Genomic DNA, 22,249 nt, shown 5'->3' with positions numbered 1-22,249 from the left:
GGCTCCCGGGTTGTCAGTCGAGCGCCGCGAGGTATCGCATGGCGTTGATGCCCGGCAGGAAGAAGTACGCCCCACCGGTCAGCGTCGTGAACGCTGGCAGGCCTTTGAGAACTCGGCGGATCGGCCGCTTCGGTATTTTGAATTCCATTGTGCCGTCTTGTTTTCCGCAGATCGGGTCGTGCTCGTTGCCGAGTTCGTGGAAAGTGCGGTCGTTGATCCAGACGTTCTGCGCGAATTCGAACTGCCGGATCAGGCTCGCGCAGATGATGAATGCGGCGATGCCACGGTCCGCTCCGTCGTCGGGGGCGCCGTCGGGAAGCGCCGGACCGTAGGTGGCTCCGCGGCGGATCATCCTTCGCCGGTTCACGTTGTGCGCGGTGTCCCGCGGGTTGAGCCGCCGGGCATGGGCGCCCAGGGGACACGCGTAGCCGAGCGGATCCATCTCCTTGTAGTTGAAGTCGTTGTTGCGCATCGGGTCCGCGCCCAGCTCCGGATCATCGGCGTCCGGGGCGAGCACCAAGGGAGCGCCGCTGCGCCAGCGGCCCATGAATTTCGCGGCCAGCAGCTCCTCGTCGTCGGGCGTGCGGGCCTGTGAACGGATGTAGTCACGGAACAACGCCACGTGCTCGTGCAGTCGCCGGTACGCGGCATAGGTCCCGTTGCGCGAGAGCACATCCGGCTGGGGCGAATTGGCCACCGGGCCGACCTCGTCCGGATAGCCGAGGATGAACTCGCCGGCCTTCAGCGGAGCGCCCGAGCCGGGCGTGGGTTGCTCGCCTGATCCCTCGATCACCGGCTGCGACAACCGATCCCGAAAACCGAAATGGTCGTGGGCGTAGTTGAACGGGGGCGTCGCATTCAGATCCAGGTACGACAACCGGCGCACGCCGTCACACCGCTGCACCAGGTCGTCGTGGGCCCGGGTGGCGCGGGCGTGTTCGGCGTCGTCACGGGCGAACAGGATCGCGATCGCGTGCAGGTCGTCGCCCGCCAGTCCCCCGACCCAGTTGTCGGGGTGGTTTCGTCCGGTGTCGCCGAGGATGTCGGCCCGGGCGGCCATGCCCTGCCGGAACTCTTCCGGGAAGGTCGCGAGCGCCTCCGCCGGCACACCGAGCGCCCGAAGACCGTTCCAGGTGAAACCCAGGGTGACCCAGCGCCTGGCGTCGTCCATGGTGTCTCGCACCGACGCGGCGGACTGCACCACGTCGATCAGTTCGGACAGCCACGCCCGGCCGGCTGGCGCATCGTCGAACGCAAGGAACTCGTAGCGCCCGGTCAGTGCCGGGGTACGGGTCAGCAGGATGTGCTGGATGTCGTCGAGCTCAAGCATCTGCGCGCTCCGGTGGGCGCGTCACTGCATCTGATCGAGCATGGTGCCGAACGCGGCCTTCAGCCGCAGCGCCTTCTTGATCTCGTCGGCCGTGACATACGGGTACTCCCCGTATTCCAGAAAACTGGGGCACTGATGCTCGCGAACGAACTTGACGAAGGCCTCCGGGTTCTCTCGCCAGTCCTCGGGGAACCCCTCGAGGTTGGTGAAGACGGTGGTGATCCCGGTCTGGCTGAACAACTGCACCGCATCCTCGGTGTATTTGTCGAAGTCGGTGTCGAAGATGCCCTGGTACTGGAAGTGCAGCCCAGACCCGACGTCGAAGAGCTGCCAGCGCAGATAGTGCAGCCGCAGCGGTGCCAGCACCTCCGGGTTTGCCTTCACCGCTTCCTCGATCTGTTTGCCGTAGGTGCGAACGGCTTCCTCGCGGCCTTCCTTGACCTTGGCGATGATGGAAAAGCCGTAGCAGGCCGGCGTATGCGGATACAGCGGCCCGTACCGGCCGCGTTCGAGCTGGAAGTAGCCTTCCTTGGGGATGGCCAGGGCCGCGGGTTTGCTCCACACGTCTTCGGTTGCCACCATCGTCGCTCCAAAGTCAGCCGCTGAGCCGGACGCTACCACCTGACCCCGCCCACGCAAGCCGGATCGAGCGCTGCCGCTCACCCCCGCCGTCGGAACAGTTGTGCCGGAGGCGGTATCGGCCGCCACCCTCCGAAACCCGGCCGTTATAGTGGCTCTCACCGTAATGCTGAGCAAACAGCATTGACATTCGTCGCCGTCACAACCTCTAAGTGATCGCCTTGCGAGACCGCAGGCTTCTGAACGGTACGGGTTGATGCCTGCCACCGGTCTCGAAGCATGAGGGCGACACTCAGTGACCAATCTTGACGATCTCAGCCTGATCACCGACGTTTTGCGGGCCATCTACTCGGCGGACGCCGACGACTTTCCCCGGGTGCTGGATGACCTGACCAGCGCGGCCGCGCGCTGGGTGCCCGGCGCTGAGGAGGCCGGAATCACCGTCACCAGCCGGCAGAACGAGATCAGCACGCCGTCGGTCACCCACGACAGCGCCCGGTTGCTCGACGAGTTTCAGCAGCGCCACCTCGAAGGACCCTGCGTCCATGCCGCGTGGACCCGAAAGGTCGTCGCCATCGACGACCTCGAAGCCGACGCGCGCTGGCCGAAGTATCGGGCCGACGCGCTCGCGCACACACCGATTCGCAGCGTGCTGTCGCTGCCCATGTTCGCCGACGAGCTGAGCATGGGTGCGCTGAACTTCTACGCCAGACGCCCGCAGTCCTTCTCCGAAGACTCCCGCCGGATTGCCGCCATCTTCGCCACGCTGGGCGCCCTGGCGTGGAGCAACGCCGTGCGCACCCAGCAGTTCCGGGAAGCCCTGAGCACCCGCGACATGATCGGACAGGCCAAAGGCATTCTCATCGAACGCTACGACCTCGACGACCAGACGGCCTTCAACACCTTGACCAAACTGTCGCAAAGCACGAACACCCCGCTGCGCGACATCGCGCGTCGGGTCATCGAGGACGCTACCAGGCGGTGACGACACCGGGCCGAGCCGAACACGCTGCGGCCCAATACATCTCGCTATGCTTCCCGTTCCAGTTGCCTGGCCTGCGGTGCGACACCATGCGTGCGCCGCGGCCCCCGCACCGCGACGGGCTGAACCCGCGTCCAGCTCTGCAACTGGGAACGGCCCACCAGGCGGCAATGGTGGGTACCGGCCAATTGGCGGGCCGCCTTGGTGAAGGTCTGGTTGGTCACGACGAGCGTTCGGTTACAGCCGTGATGCCGCGCCCCGGCCACCACCTGCTGGACCGCGGCCACACCGACGGCCTTCGCGAGCCTCTTGCATTGGACGGCCATGCGCGCGCCGTCCTTCTTGGCGATCAGATCCACGCCGTAGTCGCCGCTGCCGGCGGTCGGGGTGACGCTATAGCCCGCGACGCGAAGCTGCGCCGCAACAAATTCCTCGAACTCCACCCCCGACATCCTGTCGATGACCCGCAGCCCGGATTTCGCCAATCGGATGTCGCGTCGACGGTGCGCGTCGGCCTGGTAGCGGTCCCGCTGTACTGACAGCCACCACAACAATGCCACCGCGACGGCCAGCCCACCGAGTCCGGCGAGGCATCCCGCCGGCAGGCTGCCGGTCGCCCGCTGCGTGAAATACCAAGGGAGCGCTAAGCCCAGCAGGAGGAGCGACCCGAGTATCTTCTCCATTTGTCCGATGAACCTAATGGATGCCACTGACAAACCAGCGCAATCCAGCGCGGGTTCACGACGGCACCGGCGCACGCCAGGCGCATCGCCCGGCCCGAGGTTGGCTGGGCCGAACCGGTATCAGGCGCAGTCGGCGCACACCGGAAGGCCGGAGCTGGAGGACCGCATCCGGCTGCGGTGCTGCACCAGAAAGCAGCTCGAGCAGGTGAACTCGTCGGCCCGCTGGGGAATCACCGTCACCGACAGCTCCTCCCCGGACAGATCGGCGCCCGGCAGCTCGAAGAAGTGCACATCGTTGGGATCCTCGTCGACCACGGCGATGGCAGGACCCTGCAGGGTCGGCGCCAGCTCGCGAAGCGAGGATTTCTCCTGGCTGTCGGCCTCGGATACACGGCGTGCGTCGTAGTCAGTGGTGGTCGCCATCGGTGTTCCTTCCCTGCTGTGGAACGGGTTGACGCACTTTCCTGTACCCACCCGTGGCGCAGGCAGTACCCCGTTCAGGGCGGCGCTACACCGGCGTGGCCGGAAAAAGTTGCGGGAACCGGGAAATGGCCGGCGGTAATGCCCCCGCCCGGTACCTACTCGCGGCAGCCCGCGCGCCCCGGCAGCCGGAAGGGTGTTTGCTGGTGGCGCCGGTTCAGCTGGTTGGCGGTGGCGCGGGCTGGTCGGAATGCGCGGCGTGCCAGCGCACTTCGGCATCGCGGACCTTGCGATGGGCGCGCAACAGCCAGGCGACACTGACGGCGCCCACAACGACGGCCACGATCAGGGCGATAGCGCCGGGCAGCAGATGACCGGCGGCCACCGCGAACAACCCCACGGTCAGGGCGAGCATTGCGACGCCCGAACCGGCCAGGCCCGGGGCGTTGGCGCCGTTCTTGAGGGATTCGCCGGCGTGCTGCCGAGTGGTGCGGGCGTGGTCAACTGGGGCGTTACTGCGGTATTCCAACGTCATTCCTCGTCGAGAACTATTGTGTGCCAGCGATCATCGTGGAAAAACAACTACGGTCGCCTCCCCTGACGGGCGCAGGGAACTCCGATGCCGCGGATCACTACCGCGGGTACCCGCGGCCTCGCCGACAAAACGACACCACGAACTGTGTCAGCCAGGTCAGACATGGGTATGCCGCGCAGATGACTTCACGACCGCACGTGGGCGCGCGCCCTCGTACCGATGCCGGGAGCCTGCCCTGACAGCGGGTGGCGGCACTCCTGCCGTCTTGTTCGACGTCGACGGAACCCTGGTGGATTCCAATTACCTGCACGTCCATGCCTGGCAGCGCGCGTTCAACGCCGAAGGCCTGGTGGTGCCATCCTGGCAAATCCATCGCTGCATCGGCATGGACGGTTCCCGGCTGGTGCGCAAGCTCTCCGATGACGCCCCGGCCGACGTGCGGGAGCGGCTCAGCGACAGGCACAGCGAGTACTACCGGGAGGTCACACCGCTGCTGCAACCTTTGCCTGGTGCCCGCGGGCTGCTGCACCGGGTCGCCGAGCTGGGCTTACAGGTGGTGCTGGCCAGTTCGGCTCCCGAAGACGAACTGGAGATCCTGCGCAAGGTGCTCGACTGCGACGACGTCATATCCGAGACGACGTCGTCCCGCGACGTCGACACCGCCAAGCCCGAACCCGGCATCGTGCAGGTGGCTCTGGACCGCGCCGGAGTGGACGCCGAACACGCCGTGTTCGTCGGCGACGCCGTGTGGGACGCGGAAGCCGCGGCCGGCGCGGGATTGCCCTGCATCGGGCTGTGCAGCGGTGGCATCGCCCGTGCGGAGCTGCGGGAGGCGGGCGCCGACCCCGTCTTTGCCGACCCACGGGACCTGCTCGAGCACCTGGACTCCACCCGAATCGCGGCGCTCGCGGACCGCTGACGACGAGTTTCGCGTCACTCGCCGTGCGTCCGCAGTACGAGCGGCAGCATCCACCAAAAGAAGGTGAACAGCGGCAGCGCACACGCCCCGGCGATGAGGCCCACGTTCCGCCCGGCCACCGCGGCGAAAATGATCGTGGTCAGGCCGATCAGCGCCAGCCCGAGCAGGCCCAGCCCGGCGAAGGCGCACCGGTGTGCGGCCGATACGAGGACTTGTAGCCGATGCCGCCTAAACAGGATCCGGTGCATGGCGACCGGGGCGATCAGCAAGACCGTCGCGCCCACCGCGCACACCACGGTGGCCAGATAGACGACGCGCATGTGCGGCCCCAACACGTCGAAGCGCTGTTGGAACGGCAGGGTCAGCAGGAACCCGGTCAGCAGCTGCACCCCGGTCTGGACCACCCGCAATTCCTGCAGCAGGCTGTTCCAATTGCGGTCCAGCCGTTGAACTTCGGTTTCGCCTCGGGCGTGGCGATCCCAGCGCTGGTCGTCTTGCGGATGGTCGACGTCCATGGTCCTGATCATCGCACCTGGACTGCCGGTGGACACCGCTTCGGACGCACGCGCCGCCGAGAAAGCCATTCGTTATTCGAATCCAGTGAATTCAATGGGCGGCGGCGTTCTTCGAAGAGTTCGGGATTGCCGCATGCGCGCCAAACATGTTGTCGCATAAGCGATGGGCACCAGGGCGCGGCCGTACGGTGCCGCAGGGTCGATCGCTAGCCGCTGAGCTTGCCGTCCCGCACCCCGTTCAACGCATCGTCGAGCGTCGGGTACAGCGGGAAGGTCTTGTCCAGACCGGTCAGGTGGATCGGCCGGCGGGTGGCCGGACCGCGTGCGACCACGCCGAAGCCGGTCTGGTTGCCCAGTTTCTCGTAGGTCGCCGCCAGGATCTTCAACCCCACCGAACCGAGAAACTCCACCGCGGAGAGATCTATGACCAGTGCAGTCGGGCCATCCGCGACGACCGCGCTGATGGCCTGTTCCAGGGCGGGAGCCGTGACCAAATCGATTTCGCCGCTGACACTGACCACGGACACCCCGTCGTGGTCCTCAACCAACGTGGTAATCGAATCAGGAGCTGACAATGGCAATCCTTTGTCCTGGGCCGTGGCGTGGTTCAACCCTAGCCTGCCGTTACGAACTGCGAGAAGAATATGCCCTCTACAGGTGCCCCGCGACAACCCAGGCTAGTCTCGCAAAGGGAACTGCAGACCGCAGGGCGCGACGTGGCACTCGGGAGGCCAGATGTCAGATTCGCCGTCGGATTTCAACAGTACCGGCACCGCAGCCCAGACCGTCGCCGTTTCCAGTGAGGGGCTCCTTCCCCAGCTAGTTCAGCATCTGCGGCAGAATAGAACCGTTCTGCGCGAGGAATGGGCCCGCCGCATCACCGAAGCCGAGCTGCTCACCGCGATGACCCCGGAGGAGCTGTTCTCCGAGGCCACGGCCGTCTATGACAACTACGTCGAGGTGCTCGAGACCGGTAGCGTGGAGGCGCTGCAGGCCTACGCGCGTGACCTGTCCGAACGCATCATTCCCCGAGGCGTCGAGACCGACGAGGTGCTTGGCATCGTCTTGCTGCTGCGTGACGTGCTGGCCCGCTCCCTGTTCGAGAAGTACCAGACCGAGTTCGAGATGCTCAACCGCGTCCTGGACGCCTACGAACCGGCGGCCAACCGCATCGCCAATACCGTAGGCGTCAGCTTCGTGCAGGAACGCGAGCGCATCATCCGCCAGCAGCAGGAGGCCATCCGCGAGCTGTCGACGCCGGTGCTGCAGGTGCGTGAGCAGCTTCTGATCCTGCCGATCATCGGCGTGTTGGACAGCCAGCGCGCCCGCCAGGTCACCGAACAGCTGCTGCGGGCCATCCGCGCAAACCGCGCCAAAGTGGTGGTCATCGACATCACCGGTGTGCCGACCATCGACTCGACCGTGGCCAATCACCTGGTGCAGACGGTCGACGCGTCGGGGTTGATGGGCGCCAGCGTGATCATCACCGGGCTGTCCTCCGAAATTGCGCTGACGCTGGTCACGATCGGGCTGGACCTGTCGAAGATGAACGCCGTCGGCGACCTGCAGGGCGGCATCGAGGAAGCCGAACGCCTGCTGGGTTACGAGGTAACGCGCACCGGCGAGCAGACCGGCTAACCACCATCGACACGAGCACCTCATGCCAGTACCGATCCTGAAGCAGGGCTCGATTCTCATCGCGTCGGTACAGGCCGCTCTCACCGACTCCGACGCCGAACGGCTGCGTTACGACCTGATGGAACGGGTCAGCCAGTTCCGCGCGCAGGGCATCATCGTCGACGTCACCGCCATCGATGTGATGGATTCCTTCGCCGCCCGCTCGCTGCGCACGATCGCGCACATGACCCGGCTGCGCGGCGCGGACACCGTGATCGTCGGATTGCAGCCGGAGGTGGCCTTCGCGATGGTCCAGCTTGGTCTGGCGTTCGACGACATGAACACCGCACTGGACCTTGAAGAGGGCATCGCGCTTCTGAATCGTCAAGGCGGAGTTGGGAAGTCAACGATCGGACTCGACGGTGGCGGCTGATATCGTCGTCGCCATCGACAACTCAGACGACATAGTCGAAGCGCGCAAAGCCGGCCACCAACTCGCACTTGACCTGGGATTCTCCCTCACGGATGTCACAATGATCGCCACCGCGATCTCCGAGGTCGCACGGAACATCACCAGCTACGCCGGCCGCGGCGCGGTTCGGGTCGCGATCGCCGACCGGGAAGGCCGTAAGGCCCTGGTGGTCCGCGCCGAGGACCAGGGTCCCGGCATCGCCGACATCGAACGGGCGATGGAAGACGGTTACACCACCGGGCGCGGGCTGGGCTTGGGGTTGCCGGGTGCCCGCCGCCTGATGGACAGGCTGGTCGTCGAGTCCACTCTCGGTCAGGGCACCGTCATCGAAATGTGGAAATGGGTCCCGCCCCGTGCATAAGAACGGTCGGTTCGGACCTATCGAGTGGGCAAGGGCGGGACGGCCTTTGCCCAGCGAGTACACCTCCGGTGACAGGGGTATCGCCGTCGATATCGACGGTCGGGCCGCGCTGTTCGGGGTGGTCGACGGCCTCGGTCACGGGCCGGCCGCGGCCGAGGCCGCGCTGCGCGCCGTCGATGCGGTCACGCGCGCCAGTTCCGAGCGGCTCGAGGTGTTGATCCAGCTCTGCCATCGTGTGCTGGTCGGCACCCGGGGGGTCGCAATTACGTTGGCGCGAGTGGATTTTGAGACCAACACGCTCACCTGGACCGGCGTCGGCAACGTCACCGCAGATCTGCTGACCAAGGTACCAACCGGCGTCCAGATCCGGTCCAGCGCCCGGCTGACCGGAGGCATCGTCGGCTACCGCATACCGGAAATCAAGCCGGCGCAAGTTGTTTCGATCCGACCCGGTGATCTGATCGTGATGAGTACCGACGGAATTGTCGAAGATTACCTGGACCACATCGACTTCTCCGCCACCGCTGTGGCGATCGCCGAAGGACTCCTGGGTAAGGACGCGAAGGAGACCGACGATGCGATGGTGCTGGCGGCGCGGCACAGGGGTGTAACGACTTGAACGACAACGACTTTTACGATCAGTACGAGGCCGCTTTACGCGGCTACCTGGATTCCCACGACGAGGCCAGCCTGTCGATCGGCAATGAGCTGGGCCGCAGGGCGCTGCAGGAACAAATCAGCCTCCTCGAGATCGTCGAGCACCACGTCCGGCTGGTGTTCGAGATTTCGCAGGATGTGCGCATCGACGCGCCGATCGCGCTGGAGTTCCTACTGCAGCTGCTGGTGCCACTTGACGTCGCGACGCGCGGCTTCATCGACGGCAACAGACGCTACGCGGAACAGCGCGCCCGCGCCGAGGGACTGGCCGACCGCGACAAATTCCGTACCGCACTGGTGAATTCGCTGCAGGAAGGCTTTTTCGTCGCCGATCACGAGGGTTCGGTGGTCGAGGTGAACGATGCCTTTGTCGAGATCCTCGGATTCTCCAGCGAGGGTCTGCCGTACAAGTGGCCGCACCCCTGGCTGGTCGACACGAAGACGGCGGCCGACCAGATATCGGTGGTGCTGACCCACGGCAGGGCCGACTACGAAACACCGATTCGCCACGCCGACGGGCACCTGGCATGGGTGAAGGTGAGCATCAACGAGGTCAAGGAAAGCGGCAGCGATCGAGACGCCTACGTCGGAACCATCCGCGACGTCACCGCCGAGCGTGCCTTCGCGGCCCGGGAAAGCGCGGTGCTGCGGCTGGCTACCGCCGTCGCGGTGGCCAAGAGCGTGGACGAGCTGCTGTCCATCACGCTCGACGAGTGCAGCGCGGCGATCGATATGCAACGGGTGATCGCGGTGTCGTGGCCCAGCGGCGACGGCGACCCGACGGTCCAAATGGCGGGCGAACCCTCGGCCTCGTCATGGCGGGAGCTGGACCCGTGGTTGCGCAACACCTTCCAAGACGCCCGCCACCAACTGCCGCTGACGGCGAAAACGGTTGAGGTACCTGGCAATCCGGGGAAGGCTCAGGGAATGGTCGCGGTGCTCTCCGGCACCGGGGACCTGGCGTTGTGGCTGGAACTGCGCACGCCTCGCTGGGTCAGTGGGGAGGATCGGCTGCTGGTCACCGTGTTGATCGGCCACCTGAGTCTGGCGATGCAGCATGTGCGCCAGTTCGAGAGCGCACGCGAGACCTCGCTGACGTTGCAGCGCGCCATGCTGCCACCGGTACAGCCGCCGCCGGGCTTCGCCGTCCGCTACGAACCCGCGGTGCCGCCCTTGGAGATCGGCGGTGACTGGTATGACGTGCTACCGATCGGTGAGCACCACATCGGCATAGTCGTCGGGGACTGCGTGGGCCGCGGCCTGCCGGCGGCAGCGATCATGGGGCAGCTGCGCAGCTCCGCGCGGGCACTGCTTATCAATGGCGCCGAGCCCGCGGTGCTGCTCGACCAACTCGACTCGGCCGCATCGCTCATTCCGAACGCGTACTGCACGACGGTCTTCCTGGCTATTCTGAACACCGAAACCGGTGTGCTGCAGTACAGCAACGCCGGCCACATGCCTGCCGTACTGGCCGGCCCGCAGCCCGGCGTCACGACCCTTTTGACGGATGCCGCATCGGTGCCACTGGCGGTCCGGCGCAACCATCCGCGCCCGCAAACCACCCAGGTGCTGCCGCCCGGCTCGACGCTGATGTTGTTCACCGACGGGCTGGTCGAACGTAAACGCGAGTCGATTGACGACGGAATCGCCCGTGCGGCAGATGTTCTGGCGCAGACCATGACGTTACCGCTGGATACCGTCGCCGACGTGGTGCTTCGCGAACTGGCCCCGGCGGGGTGGTATGACGACGACGTCGCGATGGTGATCTACCGGCATCAGCAGACGCCCTTGCGGATTGAAACCAGCGCCACCGCTGACCAACTGGTACTCATCCGGCATCGGCTGGCGGACTGGCTGCACGCCGCCGGTGTACCGGAGGACCGAGTCGCCGACATCGTGCTGGTCATCAACGAGGCGTGCACCAACTGCGTCGAACACGCTTACCGTGGATTCGCCGCCGGACGCATGTTGCTCGACGTCACGCTCACCGACCAGGAAGTGCGCACCAGGATCACCGATTACGGATCGTGGAAGACGCCGGCGAGCTTCCCGGGCAACGGCGGCCGCGGCTTGCCGCTGATGAAGCTGCTCAGCGACTCGATGGAGCTCGACACCACCGCCACCGGCACCACGGCCGACATCACCTTCCGGCTGCCCGCAACGGCCGGCTGAGGCGCGTTGACGGCCATCTGCAGTGCCGGGGTGCCGTTTGCCCGTCCCGCACAGCGGGTAGACATCGGCGTGACCCGCGCATCGACCTTGACCGAACCTGTCCTGCCCGCGGCGCACGGGCCGCTGTCGACGGCCGTACGTTGCGCGCTGGCCGGTCCACTTTCGGTTGACCACCTGACCCGCATCGGCGCCTCCGTGCGCGATTCCGATCCTTACGGACTGGATCTGCAACTGGCCCTGTCCATGTGCTACGAGCTGCACTATCGCGGCCTTGCCGGCGTCGACCCCGCATGGGAATGGAATCCCGCACTGCTGGGGCTGCGCGCCGAATTGGAACGGGTGTTTCTGGCCGGGGTGCGCCGCGACGTCGGGCACATCGACCCCGACCAGACGGCGGCGGCCGAAATGGAAGCGCTCACCGTGGAAGCCGTCGACGGCACCGGCCCGTCGTACTACCTGCGTGACACCGGAACGTGGCAGCAGATGTGCGAATACTTCGTGCATCGCTCCCTGTACCACCTCAAAGAGGGTGATCCGCACGCCTTTGCCATCCCACGCCTGACGGGTGCGGCCAAAGCGGCCTTCGTGGCAATCGAATTCGACGAGTACGGCGCCGGGCGGGGCCCGCGGCTGCACCAGCAGCTGTTCGCCGATCTGCTGGCGGCGGCCGGCCTGGATGCGACGTATTGGGGTTACATCGACGCGGTGCCCGGCGAGGCCCTGGCGGTGGTCAACCTCATGTCGCTGTTCGGGCTGCACCGGTCGTTGCGCGGCGCGGCGATCGGGCATTTCGCCTCGACGGAGATCACCTCACCGCCGGGGTCAAAACGCATGGTCAAGGCCCTGCGGCGGCTGCAGGCACCGGCGGCCTGCATCGAGTTCTACAGCGAGCACGTCGAGGCGGACGCGGTGCACGAACACGTCGTGCGCAACGATGTGGTGGGCGATCTCGTCGCCCGGGATCCGCGACTGGAGCGCGATATCGTTTTCGGCATCCGTGCCCACGCCGCGGTCGAAGACCGCTTGGCGGAACGGATTATGACGGCGTGGCAGCAGAATCGGACGTCGTTGCGGAGCCCGCTGGAGCAGACGAGCGTTCCGACGCCTTGAGGCGCCGGCACCGGCGGTGGCTGGTGTCACACAGCGGGTAGCGCTCGCTTCGGCGGCAGGTGCAGATCGCCACCATGAAGCGGTCCGACTCGACGACCTCGCCGCTGGGCATCTCGATCCGCACCGGCCCCGACACCAGCACCGGCCCGTTGGGTACCACCTGCACCCGGGTTGCGGTCATCGCTTCTCCGCACGGATCACGATCAGCTCCTCTTCGCGCCGTCCGCGCGGGATCAGGCCGACCTCCTCGAGCCACTTCGCCCGCGAGTTCATTACCGGGCCGAACGGTATCCATTTGGACGCAATCACTTTCGCGTCCATGCCAGCCCACTTCAGCGAGTCCAGCGACTGTTGAACGCCGGCGAGAGCCGAATGCACCAACAGCAGGGAACCACCGTCGCGCAGCAGCTTTGGCGCCGACTCGCACAGCGGATCGAGGATCATCCGGCCGTCGACGCCGGCGTTCCACGCCCACGACGGTCCGGCCGTCGGGCAGATCTCTTCCATCTCGGCACCGGGCGGTGTGGGCACATAGGGCGGGTTTGACACCACGACGTCAAACGGTGCGCAATCCGCTGCCGCGATCCACGATGCTTCGCGGACGTCGACCTCGACGCCGGCGACCGTCGCGTTCTCCCGGGCGCAACGCACCGCCTGCGGGCAGATGTCGAAGGCCGTAGCGGCGGCGCATCCCATCGCGGCGGCCGCGATCGCGACGAACCCGCTGCCCGTGCACAGATCGAGGACGCGTCGTCCCGGGATCAGGCCGGTGTCATGCATCACGTCTACCAGTAGTCTGGAGTCCTCTTGCGGCTGATACACGTTGAGAGCGGGCGTGACAGCGGGCTCGGGATACGTGGTTGTCACTGTTGGCCTTTCGAGAACCCTACATGGATGCCGCTCAACGCGGCTTGCGGGATAATGCCCGCAAACCGCCGCATTCAAACGGACCAGCCGAAAAGTGTTTGCGGCTAACCGGTCGTCGCGTGCGCGAATTGCTTGACGATGGTCGCGCAGAACGCCTTGAGATCCGACGGCGAGCGGCTGGAGATCAGATTGCCGTCGACGACGACCTCCTCGTCGACGACGTGGGCGCCGGCGTTGCGCAGATCGGTGCGGATACTGGGGTAGGACGTCAGCGTCCGGCCCGCTGCCACACCGGCTTCGACCAGCGTCCAGGGGCCATGACAAATGGCCGCTACCGGCTTGCCCGATTTGACGAAATCGCGCACGAAGGACACCGCGGAACTGTCGAGGCGCAGCTTGTCCGGGTTCACGGTGCCGCCCGGCAGCACCAGACCGTCGAACTCGCCCACCGACGCCTCGGATACCTTCCGATCGACGGCGAAAGTCCCGGCCGGTTCGAGATCGTGGTTGCGCGCCTGGATTTCGCCGTCCTTCAGGGACAGCAACTGCACCTGGGCGCCGGCTTCTTGCAGCGCCGAACGCGGCTGCTCGAGCTCCACCTTTTCCACGCCGTCCGCGGCGAGAATCGCTATTGTCTTGCCCTGCAATTCGTTTGACATCTACGCATCCCTTCTTCGGTCACCGATTTCGGTCGGATCAAAGAGCTCTCAGCTGCGGGGCGTCCCGTCGAGCCCCGGTGGTTCGCAACGCCGTGTAGAGGTCGAGTCCGGCGATGCCGGAAAGGAGTGCGGCCGAGATGACGCCCTGACGCCGCCGTCCCGGGCCGCGTGCGATGACGCCGGCGATCAGCAACGCCATGTCCAAGACGTCGCCGGCCACCCGGGTCCACACCAGCTTGGCCGGCCCAGCCAGCAGCGCCGCGCCGTGGCCGCATTCGCGCCCGCCGAGTGCACGGATCACCCGCCGAGATCGGCTGGTGTCGTCCACTCCTGCGAGGGCAGCAACCTTTCCCGGCGCTACCAGTTCGCTCACCCCCAGGCCGAAACTGGCACCGCTGAGCGCCTTGACGAGTGTGGTTGTGGTGTCACCGGATTGATCGCTGATCGTTCACTCCCCCGCTTTGCCGGATTGCGGATACCTGCGAGCCGGCTGCGCGGCAGCGTTTGCTGGGGTCAACACTCGCCGGGACACCCATTCACGTCCCAGCTCTACCGGGGTCCCGACGAGCGTTGACAGGCTGCACGCAACTGCGACCCGGATACCCGGGTGACAAGCGGTCAAACCCGCGATCAGTTTGCTGCCTTGCGCAGGGCCGCCAGCAAAGGCTCAGCGGCTTCGGCGAGGAACCTTTCCTGGGTCTCCCCGCCGATCTGCACGAGCGCTATATCGGTGAACCCGGCTTCCCAGTAGGGCCGCACGGCCTCGACGATCGCGTCGAGGTCAGGACCGCAGGGAATGGTCTCGGCGACGTCTTCGGGCCGTACGTACTGGGTGGCCCCGGCGAAGCCGGCCGGCGTCGGCAGGTCGGCGTTGACCTTCCAGCCGCCGGCAAACCAGCGGAACTGGTCGTGCGCACGTTGGACCGCGGTGTCGCGGTCGGGATCCCAGGACACCGGTATCTGGCCGACCACCCGTCCGCCGCCGGCGAGATTGGCGGCTTGGCGGGCGCCGTGCCAGGCGTCGACGAGTTCCTGCTCGGGTTCCGTCGCGATGAGGTGATCGGCCAGCTTGGCGAACTTGTCGACGGCCTTGGTGCCGCCGATGGCCACCCCGATGCCGACCGGAACGTCGGGCACGTCCCACAGTCGTGCCGAATCAACCTGGAAATATTCGCCGGTGAAGTCCACCAAGTGCCCACCGAACAGCTCGCGGATTATCTTGATCGCCTCGCGCAGCATGTCTTGGCGGCGCGAGACGGTCGGCCATCCTTTGCCGACGACATGTTCGTTCAGGTTCTCACCGCTACCCAGACCCAGGGTGAACCGGCCGTCGGACAGGATCTGCACGGTGGCGGCCTGCTGAGCGACGATCGCGGGGTGATACCGCATCGTCGGGCAGGTCACGTAGGTGTAGAGGTCGACCCGTTCGGTGGCCTGTGCCACCGCGCCCAGCACCGCCCACGCGTTCGGCGCATGCCCTTGTGAGGTGAGCCACGGCGAGAAGTGGTCGCTGCACACGTGAAAGTCGAAACCGCGTTCCTCGGCCGAAACCGCATACCGGACAAGGTCTTTGGGTCCACTCTGCTCGGTCATCAAAGTGTAGCCAAAATTCGTCATGCCTGACGGGTACCCGGCCGTCCAAGGCGCAAACGACAGGAGTGCATTCAGTCCGCGGTGGTGATCGAGTCCCCGGTGACGCCGGCCGCCCGGCGGGCGGCCAGCCTGCGCTTCTGCGGCTCGATCGTGTAACGGGGATCGCGGGTCGATTCCTGGCCGGCCTCGAAGAACCCGAACCTCAGCATCGCCGACGCGGTCAGCAAGGCCAGACCGGACAACACCGCCACGCCGCGGTGGCGCCCGCTCAGTAGCGCGCCCAAACCGCCTGCGGCCGCAAGCCATTCGCTGGCCGCCAGTAACCGGCCGGGTGTGCCGTGGTGCAGCGGTTCCCGCGTCACCGGGTCCATCCGATGCTCGGTGACCCGGGCGGAGATCAGGTCGCCGATCGCGCCGATGACCGCCAGCTTGCGGGCGGGCCCGGCCTCGTCGACTCCGGTGGTGATCATGGCCAACCCCGATGCGGCCAGGCCCGCCGAGCTGACGAACACGAACGGCAGGTCTCGATACGCCGCGTTCCACGTCGGGGTCGCGGTGTCGGTGAGCAGCACCGCGGTGTAGACGGCCAGCGGCGCCGCGAAGACGGCGGCTTCCAGTCCGGCCGGCCCCTCTACGGCGCGCAGGACGGGCCGCAACGGGCCCAACGGGATTCGCTCGCCGGTCATCCGGTCGACCTCGGCGGCCGCGGCCACCCCGATGCCGGCGGAAAAGAAGCTCAGAATCCACGAACCGATGCTCATCGGCGAGGTCAGCTTGACCGTCCGCAACATGTTGACGAAACGCTCGGGCCGGCCCAAATCCTTCACCAGGGCAACGGCACCCAGGCCCACCGCGATCAGAGCGGACAGCCGGGTGTTACGGCGCAACGTGTTTCGGCCGGTGAGTTGGGCACCGGCCGCCAACAGACCGGACCCACCGGCGACACCGCCGAGGAACAAATACGCCGCCACCTCGTGTCCCCACGGCGCGGGCTTGACCACCGGACGCCCGTAGTACGAGGTGAATTCGGCGTCGGGGACCATCGGCATCTCGCGGGAGCCGTCGCCGCCGCCGCGCCGGCCCGCGCGTTTGCCCTTCCGGCGCCTGCCGCCGTTGGGTTCCGGCGGTCGGAAGCTGTCGAATTCGGAGGTACTCATCGGCTACTCCAGAAAGCAAACGCGGCCGCGCCCACCATGCCGGCCGCGGCCATGCTCGCGCGCTTGAACATGGTCTTCAGGTCGGCCGTGCATACCCGCGGGTCGGGCGGCAGGCCGTAGACCTCCGGTTCGTCGAGCAACAGGAACACCGACCCCGTCCCACCGACGCCATCGTGCTCGTTGGCGCCGTAAAGCCTTGCCTCGGTACGCCCCTCGGCGTGCAACTGGGCGACCCGCTCGCGCGCTTCGGTCACCAGCTCGTCGTGATTGCCGAATTTGATCGACGTCGTCGGGCAGGTCTTGGCGCATGCCGGCACCTGGTCCTCGACCAGGCGGTCGTAGCACAGCGTGCACTTCTGGGCCACACCGGTGACGAATTCCTCTTTCGGCCGGCCGGGCCGTTCCACCGGCGTCGCGTATGTGCCGTCGCTGCGCCGTTCGACCACCCCGAACGGGCATCCCGCCACGCACGTCCCGCAGCCGTTGCAGACGTCGTCCTGCACCACCACGGTGCCGAACTCGGTGCGGAACAGCGCCCCGGTCGGGCAGACGTCCAGGCAGCCCGCGTGCGTGCAGTGCTTGCACACGTCCGACGACATCAGCCAGCGGAACTCCGGGGTATGTAGCGGTTGCGAAACAGGCTCTTTTTCAACGGGTTTCGCAGCGCCGGGGATGGCCGGCATACCGAGATCGATCAGCGCGCGGCCGGATTCGCGTGCCTCTTCGATGCGGTCACGACCCTGTTCGATGAAGGCCACGTGCCGCCAGGTACTGGCGCCCAGTGCCCCGGTGTTGTCGTACGACGACCCCAGCAGCTCGAGGTCGCCGTCGCGCGGGTTGCGGTTCCACTCCTTGCAGGCGACCTCGCAGGCCTTGCAGCCGATGCAGATCGAGGTGTCGGTGAAAAAACCCTTGCGCGGCTTGCGATCCGCCCAACCGGCATCGGCGGCCGGGTCAGTCGGTCCGATCAGCTGACCCATCGGCCCTCCTCGTGTCCTGCGGTCCGACGATGTCCCAGACCGCATCGTCGATGCGTACATTGTCGGTCTCGGTGGTGGCGCCGGAGCGGGACTGGTATTCCGCGATCAGGCGCAGCAGTTCCTCGCCCTGGGGACGGCGGCCCGGGCGGATGTCACACGACCCGGCCTTGGACTCCTGGATCTGCACGTTGGGATCGAGCGTCACGCCCAGCAGGTCGTTGGCCGCGTCCCCGCTGACCACCGCGTCGCTGCCGACGCCCCAGTGGTAGGGCAGGCCGATCTGATGCACGGTGTGGCCGTTGATGATCAGGGGGCTGACCCGTCGGGTGACCAGCACCCGGGCTTCGATCGCGGCGCGCGGCGAGATCAGGGTGGCCCACCCGTACGGCTCGAGGCCGCGTTCGGCGGCCAGTTCCGGGGACACCTCGCAGAACATCTCCGGCTGCAGCTCCGACAGGTAAGGCAGCCACCGGCTCATACCACCGGCGGTGTGGTGCTCGGTGAGCCGGTAGGTCGTGAAGACATACGGGTAGACCTCGGCGCCGGGATCACCGGCGCTCGGTGCGCCGAGATTGTCCTTGCGCGGGAAGGTGATTCGCGCCGGGTTGCGCTGCTGCGGGTAGAGCGCGTTGGTGACCGGCGACTCCTGCGGCTCGTAATGCGTGGGCAGCGGTCCGTCGACCAAGCCGGTGGGCGCGAACAGCCAGCCCTTGCCGTCGGCCTGCATGATGAACGGGTCGTCCCCGGCCAGCGCGTCGGGCCCGCCGAGGTCGGGGTCGGGCCGGCTGCCGGGCGCCCGGTCGGCCACGAAGTCCGGTACGTCATAGCCCACCCAGCGCTTTTCGTCCGAGTCCCACCAGACGTATTTCTTGCGTTCGCTCCACGGCTTGCCCTCGGGGTCGGCCGACGCCCGGTTGTAGAGCACCCGCCGGTCCGCCGGCCACGCCCAGCCCCATTCGAGTTGCGCCGGCGACTCGCCCCCGTGCGGCACCCGGCGGGCGGCCTGGTTGATGGCGTTGGCATACACCCCGGTGTAGATCCAGCAGCCGGCGGCGGTCGACCCGTCGGCGCGCAGCTCGGTGTAGGACGTCAATGGACCACCGTCGCCGACCCGATACCCGTTGACCTCGGCCAGCACCGCCTCGCCGTCGGGCTCGCCGTGCTCGTCGGTCGGGTAGTTCCATGTGAGGTCCAGCAGCGGGCGGTCGCGCTCGTCGGTCGAGCCGGCCAGCCGTTGCCGGATCCGCTTGCCCAGCTCGAAGAAGAACTGCAGTTCGCTCTGGCACTGGCCGGGCGGCTCGACGGCCTTGTGCCGCCATTGCACAAGTCGCTGGGTCTGGGTGAACGATCCCGCCTTCTCGACATGTGTCGCGGCGGGCAGGAAGAACACCTCGGTCTCGATGTCCTCGGTCTTGAGTTCGCCCGAGGCGATCTCCGGGCCGTCCTTCCACCAGGTGGCCGATTCGATGAGGTTGAGGTCACGGACCACCAGCCACTTGAGGTGCGACATGCCCAGGCGCTGCAGCCGGCCGTGGGCCGAGCCGACCGCGGGGTTCTGCCCGAGCAGGAAGTAGCCCTCCACCTCGTCGTCCAGCATGCCCATCACCGTCTGATGGGTGCCATGGGGGCCGGACAGCCGCGGCAGGTAGTCGTAGGCCCAGTCGTTGTCCGCGGTGGCCGCATCCCCCCACCACGCCTTGAGCAGGCTGATGGTGTAGGCATCGGCGTTGGCCCAGAAGCCTTTCTGCTTCTTGGATGCGACCTTGTCGAGGTAGTCGGCGAGGGTGTCGTGCATGCCCGCCTTGGCCATCGGCAGGTACCCGGGGAGCAGGTTGAACAGCGTGGGGATGTCGGTGGAGCCCTGGATGGTGGCGTGGCCGCGCAGCGCCATGATGCCGCTGCCGGGTCTGCCGACGTTGCCCATCAGCAGTTGCAGAATCGTTGCGGTGCGGATGAATTGGGAGCCCAGGGTGTGCTGGGTCCAGCCGACGGCATAGGCGAAGCAGGTGGTGCGCTCGCGCCCGGAGTTCTCCACGATGGATTGGGCCAGGTAGTCGAAATCCTCGCGGCTGATGCCGCAGACATCCTTGACCATCTCCGGGGTGTAGCGGGCGTAGTGGCGTTTGAGGATCTGGAAGACCGTCCGGGGGTGTTGCAGGGTTTCGTCGCGCTTCACCTTGGCGTGCGCCAGCGGCGGGCCGCCGCTGCCGTGTTCGTCTCCGGCTGCGCTTGCGGCGGCGGTGGCGCCGTGCGTGTGGCCCCCGCCTGGGGATTCGAGCTGGCCGTTCTCGTCGTAGGCCCAGCTCGACGTGTCGTACTGGCCGGTTTCGGGGTCGAACCCGGAGAACAGGCCGCCGAGATCCTCGGTGTCCCTGAACTTTTCGTTGATCAGGGTGGCTGCGTTGGTGTACGCGACGACGTACTCCTTGAACCACAGGTCATTGGACAGAATGTGGTTGATCAGGGCGCCGAGCAGTACCACGTCCGAACCCGCGCGGATCGGGATGTGCCGGTCGGAGACCGCCGAGGTACGGGTGAAGCGCGGGTCGACGTGGATCACCCGCGCGCCGCGGGCCCTGGCCTCTTCCACCCACTGGAAGCCGACCGGATGGCACTCGGCCATGTTCGAGCCCTGGATGACAATGCAGTCCGCATTGGCCATGTCTTGCAGTGATTGGGTGGCGCCGCCGCGCCCGAAGGAGGCTCCCAGACCGGGAACCGTGGCGCTGTGTCAAATACGAGCTTGGTTCTCGATCTGAATGGCGCCTGCGGCGGTGAAGAGTTTCTTGATGAGATAGTTCTCTTCGTTGTCCAGCGTGGCACCGCCGAGCGCGGCGATCCCCATGGTGCGCCGCAGCAGGTTGCCCTTCTTGTCGATGTCCTGCCAGCTGTTTCGGCGTGATTCCACGAAACGGTCCGCAATCATGTCGATCGCGGTGTCCAGCTCCAGCGGTTGCCATTCGGTCGCCCGGGGCGGCCGGTACAGCACCTGCAATTGCCGGCCGGGTGAATTCACCAGCTGCTCACTGGCAGAACCTTTGGGGCACAGCCGTCCTCGCGAGATCGGCGAATCGGGGTCACCCTCGATCGCGACGACCCGCTCGTCCTTGACGTACACCCGCTGCCCACAGCCGACGGCGCAGTAGGGGCAGATGCTCTGCACGACGCGGTCGGCCGTGGTGGTGCGCGGCGTGACGGCGCGGGTGTGCTTGGAGGTCACCGCCGAGCCGCGACCGAGCTTGTCTGTCGAGCGCAACTGGCGCAGGACGGGCCATTCCAGAAACACTTTGCGTAGGGCCATGTCTTCACCCTAATGGCGATCGCAAGCGCGGCGTAGCCGGGCGCTGCGGGTCGCCATGCCATGTCTCCAGTGGCGATCGCAAGCGCGGCGTAGCCGGGCGCTGCGGGTCGCCATGCCATGCCTCCTGGGCGATCGCAAGCGCGGCGCAGCCGGGCGCTGCGGGTCGCCCCGTGCATCCCTCTGGCGATCGCAAGGCTCAGCGCACGACAATGGTGTGCTCGCCGCGCGGCACCAGCTCGCCGATGACGGGCGCTCCCGGAATCTCCCCGGCGATCAGCAGCCCGCCGGAGGTCTGCGCGTCGGCGAGCAACAGGGCGTCATCGTCGCCCACGGCGGACAGGTCGATATGCGGCGCCACCCAGTCGAGGTTTCGCCGGGTGCCGCCGGACAGGTAGCCGGCCGCCAGCGCGTCGCGCGCGCCGTCCAGGTACGGCACCGCCGCCGAGTCGATCACCGCCGTCACGCCACTGGCCCGGGCCAGCTTGTGCAGATGCCCGAGCAGCCCGAAACCGGTGACGTCCGTGGCACATTCGACGCCGGCCGCCAGCGCCGCGGCGGCGGCGTCGGCGTTGAGGGTGGTCATCACGGCGACCGCCTCCTCGAAGCGCTCCCCGGTGACCTTGTGCCTGTTGTTCAGCACGCCGACCCCGAGCGGCTTGGTCAGTGACAGCGGCGTTCCCGGCTTACCGGAGTCGTTGCGCAGCAAGCGGTTCGGGTCGGCGACGCCGGTGACGGCCAGTCCGTACTTGGGTTCGGGGTCATCGACACTGTGCCCGCCGGCCAGGTGGCAGCCGGCCGCGCCACACACGTCCAGTCCGCCGCGCAGCGTCTCGGCGGCCAGCTCGAACGGCAACACCTCGCGCGGCCAGCCCAGCAGGTTCACCGCGACCACCGGACGCCCGCCCATCGCGTAGACGTCGGACAGCGCGTTGGTGGCCGCGATGCGGCCCCAGTCGTAGGCGTCGTCGACCACCGGGGTGAAGAAGTCCGTCGTCGCGATCAGCGCCGTACCGTTCTGGATGCGGACCACCGCCGCGTCGTCGCCGTTGTCCAGGCCCACCAGCAGCTCCCCGACCGCGTCGCGCGGCGGGTTGGAGCCCAGCCCCCGCACCACCTCCTCCAGCTCCCCCGGCGGGATTTTGCATGCGCAGCCGCCACCGTGGGCGTATTGAGTCAGTCGGTACGTCACGGCGTCCATGGTGCCCGCGCCGCGTGGGCTGCCACAATTGGCGCCATGGCTGAGGGAGGCGTGTCCGGTCTGGTGACCGGCGCGGTCTTCAAAACCGTCGAACGGCAGTCGCTGTCGTTGGCGGGTTCAATTCCCGTCCGCCTCCGCCATG

24 protein-coding genes and 1 tRNA gene are annotated in these 22,249 nt (G+C 67.0%); 9 read left to right on the top strand and 16 right to left on the bottom strand.

Going from position 1 to position 22,249, the window contains the following annotated elements:
* Window positions 1-13: 13 nt before the first annotated feature.
* Together ACIUM1_RS16865 and ACIUM1_RS16860 are read right to left on the bottom strand one after the other, a co-directional pair.
* Window positions 14-1,330, bottom strand: coding sequence for a Dyp-type peroxidase (locus ACIUM1_RS16865; protein WP_406813777.1), 1,317 nt, complete (start codon window positions 1,328-1,330; stop codon window positions 14-16).
* Between the two features lie 21 nt (window positions 1,331-1,351).
* The gene (locus ACIUM1_RS16860; RefSeq protein WP_406813776.1) at window positions 1,352-1,912 is read right to left on the bottom strand and encodes a hypothetical protein; all 561 of its coding nucleotides are present in this window, start codon (window positions 1,910-1,912) and stop codon (window positions 1,352-1,354) included.
* Window positions 1,913-2,204: 292 nt separating this feature from the next.
* On the opposite strand from ACIUM1_RS16860, the gene ACIUM1_RS16855 reads away from it, so the two are divergent.
* Window positions 2,205-2,894 (top strand): GAF and ANTAR domain-containing protein, encoded by a 690-nt coding sequence (locus ACIUM1_RS16855; protein WP_406813775.1) that lies wholly within the window; start codon window positions 2,205-2,207, stop codon window positions 2,892-2,894.
* A gap of 44 nt (window positions 2,895-2,938) precedes the next feature.
* Here ACIUM1_RS16855 and ACIUM1_RS16850 read toward each other — a convergent pair whose 3' ends face one another.
* The 3 genes from ACIUM1_RS16850 to ACIUM1_RS16840 all read right to left on the bottom strand — a co-directional run bounded on the left by ACIUM1_RS16850 (window position 2,939) and on the right by ACIUM1_RS16840 (window position 4,529).
* Window positions 2,939-3,574 (bottom strand): restriction endonuclease, encoded by a 636-nt coding sequence (locus tag ACIUM1_RS16850; RefSeq protein ID WP_406813774.1) that lies wholly within the window; start codon window positions 3,572-3,574, stop codon window positions 2,939-2,941.
* A 120-nt stretch (window positions 3,575-3,694) separates the two neighbouring features.
* Entirely contained in the window at window positions 3,695-3,997 is a 303-nt protein-coding gene (locus tag ACIUM1_RS16845; protein WP_406813773.1) for a DUF4193 domain-containing protein, read from the bottom strand.
* A gap of 214 nt (window positions 3,998-4,211) precedes the next feature.
* Window positions 4,212-4,529: a hypothetical protein gene (locus tag ACIUM1_RS16840; protein WP_406813772.1), complete on the bottom strand. Its 318-nt coding sequence runs from the start codon at window positions 4,527-4,529 to the stop codon at window positions 4,212-4,214.
* 235 nt (window positions 4,530-4,764) lie between these two features.
* Here ACIUM1_RS16840 and ACIUM1_RS16835 point away from each other — a divergent pair, with 235 nt between their 5' ends.
* The gene (locus tag ACIUM1_RS16835) at window positions 4,765-5,448 is read left to right on the top strand and encodes an HAD family hydrolase (protein ID WP_406817718.1); all 684 of its coding nucleotides are present in this window, start codon (window positions 4,765-4,767) and stop codon (window positions 5,446-5,448) included.
* Window positions 5,449-5,462: 14 nt separating this feature from the next.
* Here ACIUM1_RS16835 and ACIUM1_RS16830 read toward each other — a convergent pair whose 3' ends face one another.
* Window positions 5,463-5,963: a DUF6328 family protein gene (locus tag ACIUM1_RS16830; RefSeq protein WP_406817717.1), complete on the bottom strand. Its 501-nt coding sequence runs from the start codon at window positions 5,961-5,963 to the stop codon at window positions 5,463-5,465.
* A gap of 206 nt (window positions 5,964-6,169) precedes the next feature.
* On the bottom strand, window positions 6,170-6,538 hold the full coding sequence (locus tag ACIUM1_RS16825) for an STAS domain-containing protein (protein WP_406813771.1): 369 nt from the start codon (window positions 6,536-6,538) through the stop codon (window positions 6,170-6,172).
* 160 nt (window positions 6,539-6,698) lie between these two features.
* Here ACIUM1_RS16825 and ACIUM1_RS16820 point away from each other — a divergent pair, with 160 nt between their 5' ends.
* The 6 genes from ACIUM1_RS16820 (at window position 6,699) to ACIUM1_RS16795 (ending at window position 12,352) form a co-directional block, all read left to right on the top strand.
* A complete protein-coding gene (locus ACIUM1_RS16820) occupies window positions 6,699-7,601 on the top strand; it encodes an STAS domain-containing protein (RefSeq protein ID WP_406813770.1) in 903 nt (300 codons plus the stop codon).
* Window positions 7,602-7,623: 22 nt separating this feature from the next.
* Window positions 7,624-8,013 (top strand): STAS domain-containing protein, encoded by a 390-nt coding sequence (locus ACIUM1_RS16815; protein ID WP_406813769.1) that lies wholly within the window; start codon window positions 7,624-7,626, stop codon window positions 8,011-8,013.
* The gene (locus ACIUM1_RS16810) at window positions 8,003-8,413 is read left to right on the top strand and encodes an ATP-binding protein (protein ID WP_406813768.1); all 411 of its coding nucleotides are present in this window, start codon (window positions 8,003-8,005) and stop codon (window positions 8,411-8,413) included. Before ACIUM1_RS16815 ends, ACIUM1_RS16810 begins: the two co-directional genes overlap by 11 nt.
* 46 nt (window positions 8,414-8,459) lie before the next feature.
* Window positions 8,460-9,032 (top strand): SpoIIE family protein phosphatase, encoded by a 573-nt coding sequence (locus ACIUM1_RS16805; protein ID WP_406813767.1) that lies wholly within the window; start codon window positions 8,460-8,462, stop codon window positions 9,030-9,032.
* Complete coding sequence (locus ACIUM1_RS16800) at window positions 9,029-11,242, top strand: SpoIIE family protein phosphatase (RefSeq protein WP_406813766.1); 2,214 nt, start codon at window positions 9,029-9,031, stop codon at window positions 11,240-11,242. Before ACIUM1_RS16805 ends, ACIUM1_RS16800 begins: the two co-directional genes overlap by 4 nt.
* Window positions 11,243-11,311: 69 nt before the next feature.
* Entirely contained in the window at window positions 11,312-12,352 is a 1,041-nt protein-coding gene (locus tag ACIUM1_RS16795) for an iron-containing redox enzyme family protein (RefSeq protein ID WP_406817716.1), read from the top strand.
* Here the strand turns inward: ACIUM1_RS16795 and ACIUM1_RS16790 are convergent.
* The 9 genes from ACIUM1_RS16790 to selD all read right to left on the bottom strand — a co-directional run bounded on the left by ACIUM1_RS16790 (window position 12,279) and on the right by selD (window position 22,107).
* Entirely contained in the window at window positions 12,279-12,533 is a 255-nt protein-coding gene (locus ACIUM1_RS16790) for a CDGSH iron-sulfur domain-containing protein (protein ID WP_406813765.1), read from the bottom strand. The two genes, ACIUM1_RS16795 and ACIUM1_RS16790, sit on opposite strands and share 74 nt — an antisense overlap.
* Window positions 12,530-13,219 carry a HemK2/MTQ2 family protein methyltransferase gene (locus tag ACIUM1_RS16785; RefSeq protein ID WP_406813764.1) on the bottom strand — a complete coding sequence of 230 codons (690 nt, stop codon included), beginning with the start codon at window positions 13,217-13,219 and terminating at the stop codon, window positions 12,530-12,532. The genes ACIUM1_RS16790 and ACIUM1_RS16785 overlap by 4 nt, the downstream gene beginning before the upstream one ends.
* Before the next feature lie 104 nt (window positions 13,220-13,323).
* Window positions 13,324-13,878, bottom strand: coding sequence for a type 1 glutamine amidotransferase domain-containing protein (locus ACIUM1_RS16780; RefSeq protein ID WP_406813763.1), 555 nt, complete (start codon window positions 13,876-13,878; stop codon window positions 13,324-13,326).
* A 37-nt stretch (window positions 13,879-13,915) separates the two neighbouring features.
* Window positions 13,916-14,251 (bottom strand): malate dehydrogenase, encoded by a 336-nt coding sequence (locus ACIUM1_RS16775; protein WP_406813762.1) that lies wholly within the window; start codon window positions 14,249-14,251, stop codon window positions 13,916-13,918.
* Window positions 14,252-14,508: 257 nt separating this feature from the next.
* Window positions 14,509-15,495, bottom strand: a complete 987-nt coding sequence (locus ACIUM1_RS16770) for an LLM class F420-dependent oxidoreductase (RefSeq protein ID WP_406813761.1) — start codon at window positions 15,493-15,495, stop codon at window positions 14,509-14,511.
* A gap of 47 nt (window positions 15,496-15,542) precedes the next feature.
* A complete protein-coding gene (gene nrfD / locus ACIUM1_RS16765; RefSeq protein ID WP_406813760.1) occupies window positions 15,543-16,628 on the bottom strand; it encodes an NrfD/PsrC family molybdoenzyme membrane anchor subunit in 1,086 nt (361 codons plus the stop codon).
* Window positions 16,625-17,608 carry a 4Fe-4S dicluster domain-containing protein gene (locus tag ACIUM1_RS16760; protein WP_406813759.1) on the bottom strand — a complete coding sequence of 328 codons (984 nt, stop codon included), beginning with the start codon at window positions 17,606-17,608 and terminating at the stop codon, window positions 16,625-16,627. Before ACIUM1_RS16760 ends, nrfD begins: the two co-directional genes overlap by 4 nt.
* Window positions 17,583-20,909 carry a formate dehydrogenase gene (gene fdh / locus ACIUM1_RS16755; RefSeq protein WP_406813758.1) on the bottom strand — a complete coding sequence of 1,109 codons (3,327 nt, stop codon included), beginning with the start codon at window positions 20,907-20,909 and terminating at the stop codon, window positions 17,583-17,585. Before fdh ends, ACIUM1_RS16760 begins: the two co-directional genes overlap by 26 nt.
* 196 nt (window positions 20,910-21,105) lie before the next feature.
* Window positions 21,106-22,107 carry a selenide, water dikinase SelD gene (gene selD, locus ACIUM1_RS16750; protein WP_406813757.1) on the bottom strand — a complete coding sequence of 334 codons (1,002 nt, stop codon included), beginning with the start codon at window positions 22,105-22,107 and terminating at the stop codon, window positions 21,106-21,108.
* Window positions 22,108-22,152: 45 nt separating this feature from the next.
* Between selD and ACIUM1_RS16745 the strand changes: the two genes are divergently transcribed.
* Window positions 22,153-22,247: transfer RNA gene (locus ACIUM1_RS16745), tRNA-Sec, on the top strand.
* Window positions 22,248-22,249 lie beyond the last annotated feature (2 nt).

The sequence above is a fragment of the Mycobacterium sp. M23085 genome, from assembly GCF_045343915.1.
Lineage (GTDB): Bacteria > Actinomycetota > Actinomycetes > Mycobacteriales > Mycobacteriaceae > Mycobacterium.
Note: the sequence above shows the minus strand (reverse complement) of the source record. Positions and strands in the feature narration are given on the sequence as shown.

What these genes read in the sequence shown, in the direction of transcription:
- nrfD (WP_406813760.1), bottom strand. Translation starts at nt 16,628, where the DNA reads ATGAGTACCTCCGAATTCGACAGCTTCCGACCGCCGGAACCCAACGGC.
- ACIUM1_RS16780 (WP_406813763.1), bottom strand. Translation starts at nt 13,878, where the DNA reads ATGTCAAACGAATTGCAGGGCAAGACAATAGCGATTCTCGCCGCGGAC.
- ACIUM1_RS16770 (WP_406813761.1), bottom strand. Translation starts at nt 15,495, where the DNA reads ATGACGAATTTTGGCTACACTTTGATGACCGAGCAGAGTGGACCCAAA.
- selD (WP_406813757.1), bottom strand. Translation starts at nt 22,107, where the DNA reads ATGGACGCCGTGACGTACCGACTGACTCAATACGCCCACGGTGGCGGC.
- ACIUM1_RS16820 (WP_406813770.1), top strand. Translation starts at nt 6,699, where the DNA reads ATGTCAGATTCGCCGTCGGATTTCAACAGTACCGGCACCGCAGCCCAG.
- ACIUM1_RS16815 (WP_406813769.1), top strand. Translation starts at nt 7,624, where the DNA reads ATGCCAGTACCGATCCTGAAGCAGGGCTCGATTCTCATCGCGTCGGTA.
- ACIUM1_RS16840 (WP_406813772.1), bottom strand. Translation starts at nt 4,529, where the DNA reads ATGACGTTGGAATACCGCAGTAACGCCCCAGTTGACCACGCCCGCACC.
- ACIUM1_RS16860 (WP_406813776.1), bottom strand. Translation starts at nt 1,912, where the DNA reads ATGGTGGCAACCGAAGACGTGTGGAGCAAACCCGCGGCCCTGGCCATC.
- ACIUM1_RS16790 (WP_406813765.1), bottom strand. Translation starts at nt 12,533, where the DNA reads ATGACCGCAACCCGGGTGCAGGTGGTACCCAACGGGCCGGTGCTGGTG.
- ACIUM1_RS16760 (WP_406813759.1), bottom strand. Translation starts at nt 17,608, where the DNA reads ATGGGTCAGCTGATCGGACCGACTGACCCGGCCGCCGATGCCGGTTGG.
- ACIUM1_RS16845 (WP_406813773.1), bottom strand. Translation starts at nt 3,997, where the DNA reads ATGGCGACCACCACTGACTACGACGCACGCCGTGTATCCGAGGCCGAC.
- ACIUM1_RS16850 (WP_406813774.1), bottom strand. Translation starts at nt 3,574, where the DNA reads ATGGAGAAGATACTCGGGTCGCTCCTCCTGCTGGGCTTAGCGCTCCCT.
- ACIUM1_RS16830 (WP_406817717.1), bottom strand. Translation starts at nt 5,963, where the DNA reads ATGGACGTCGACCATCCGCAAGACGACCAGCGCTGGGATCGCCACGCC.
- ACIUM1_RS16865 (WP_406813777.1), bottom strand. Translation starts at nt 1,330, where the DNA reads ATGCTTGAGCTCGACGACATCCAGCACATCCTGCTGACCCGTACCCCG.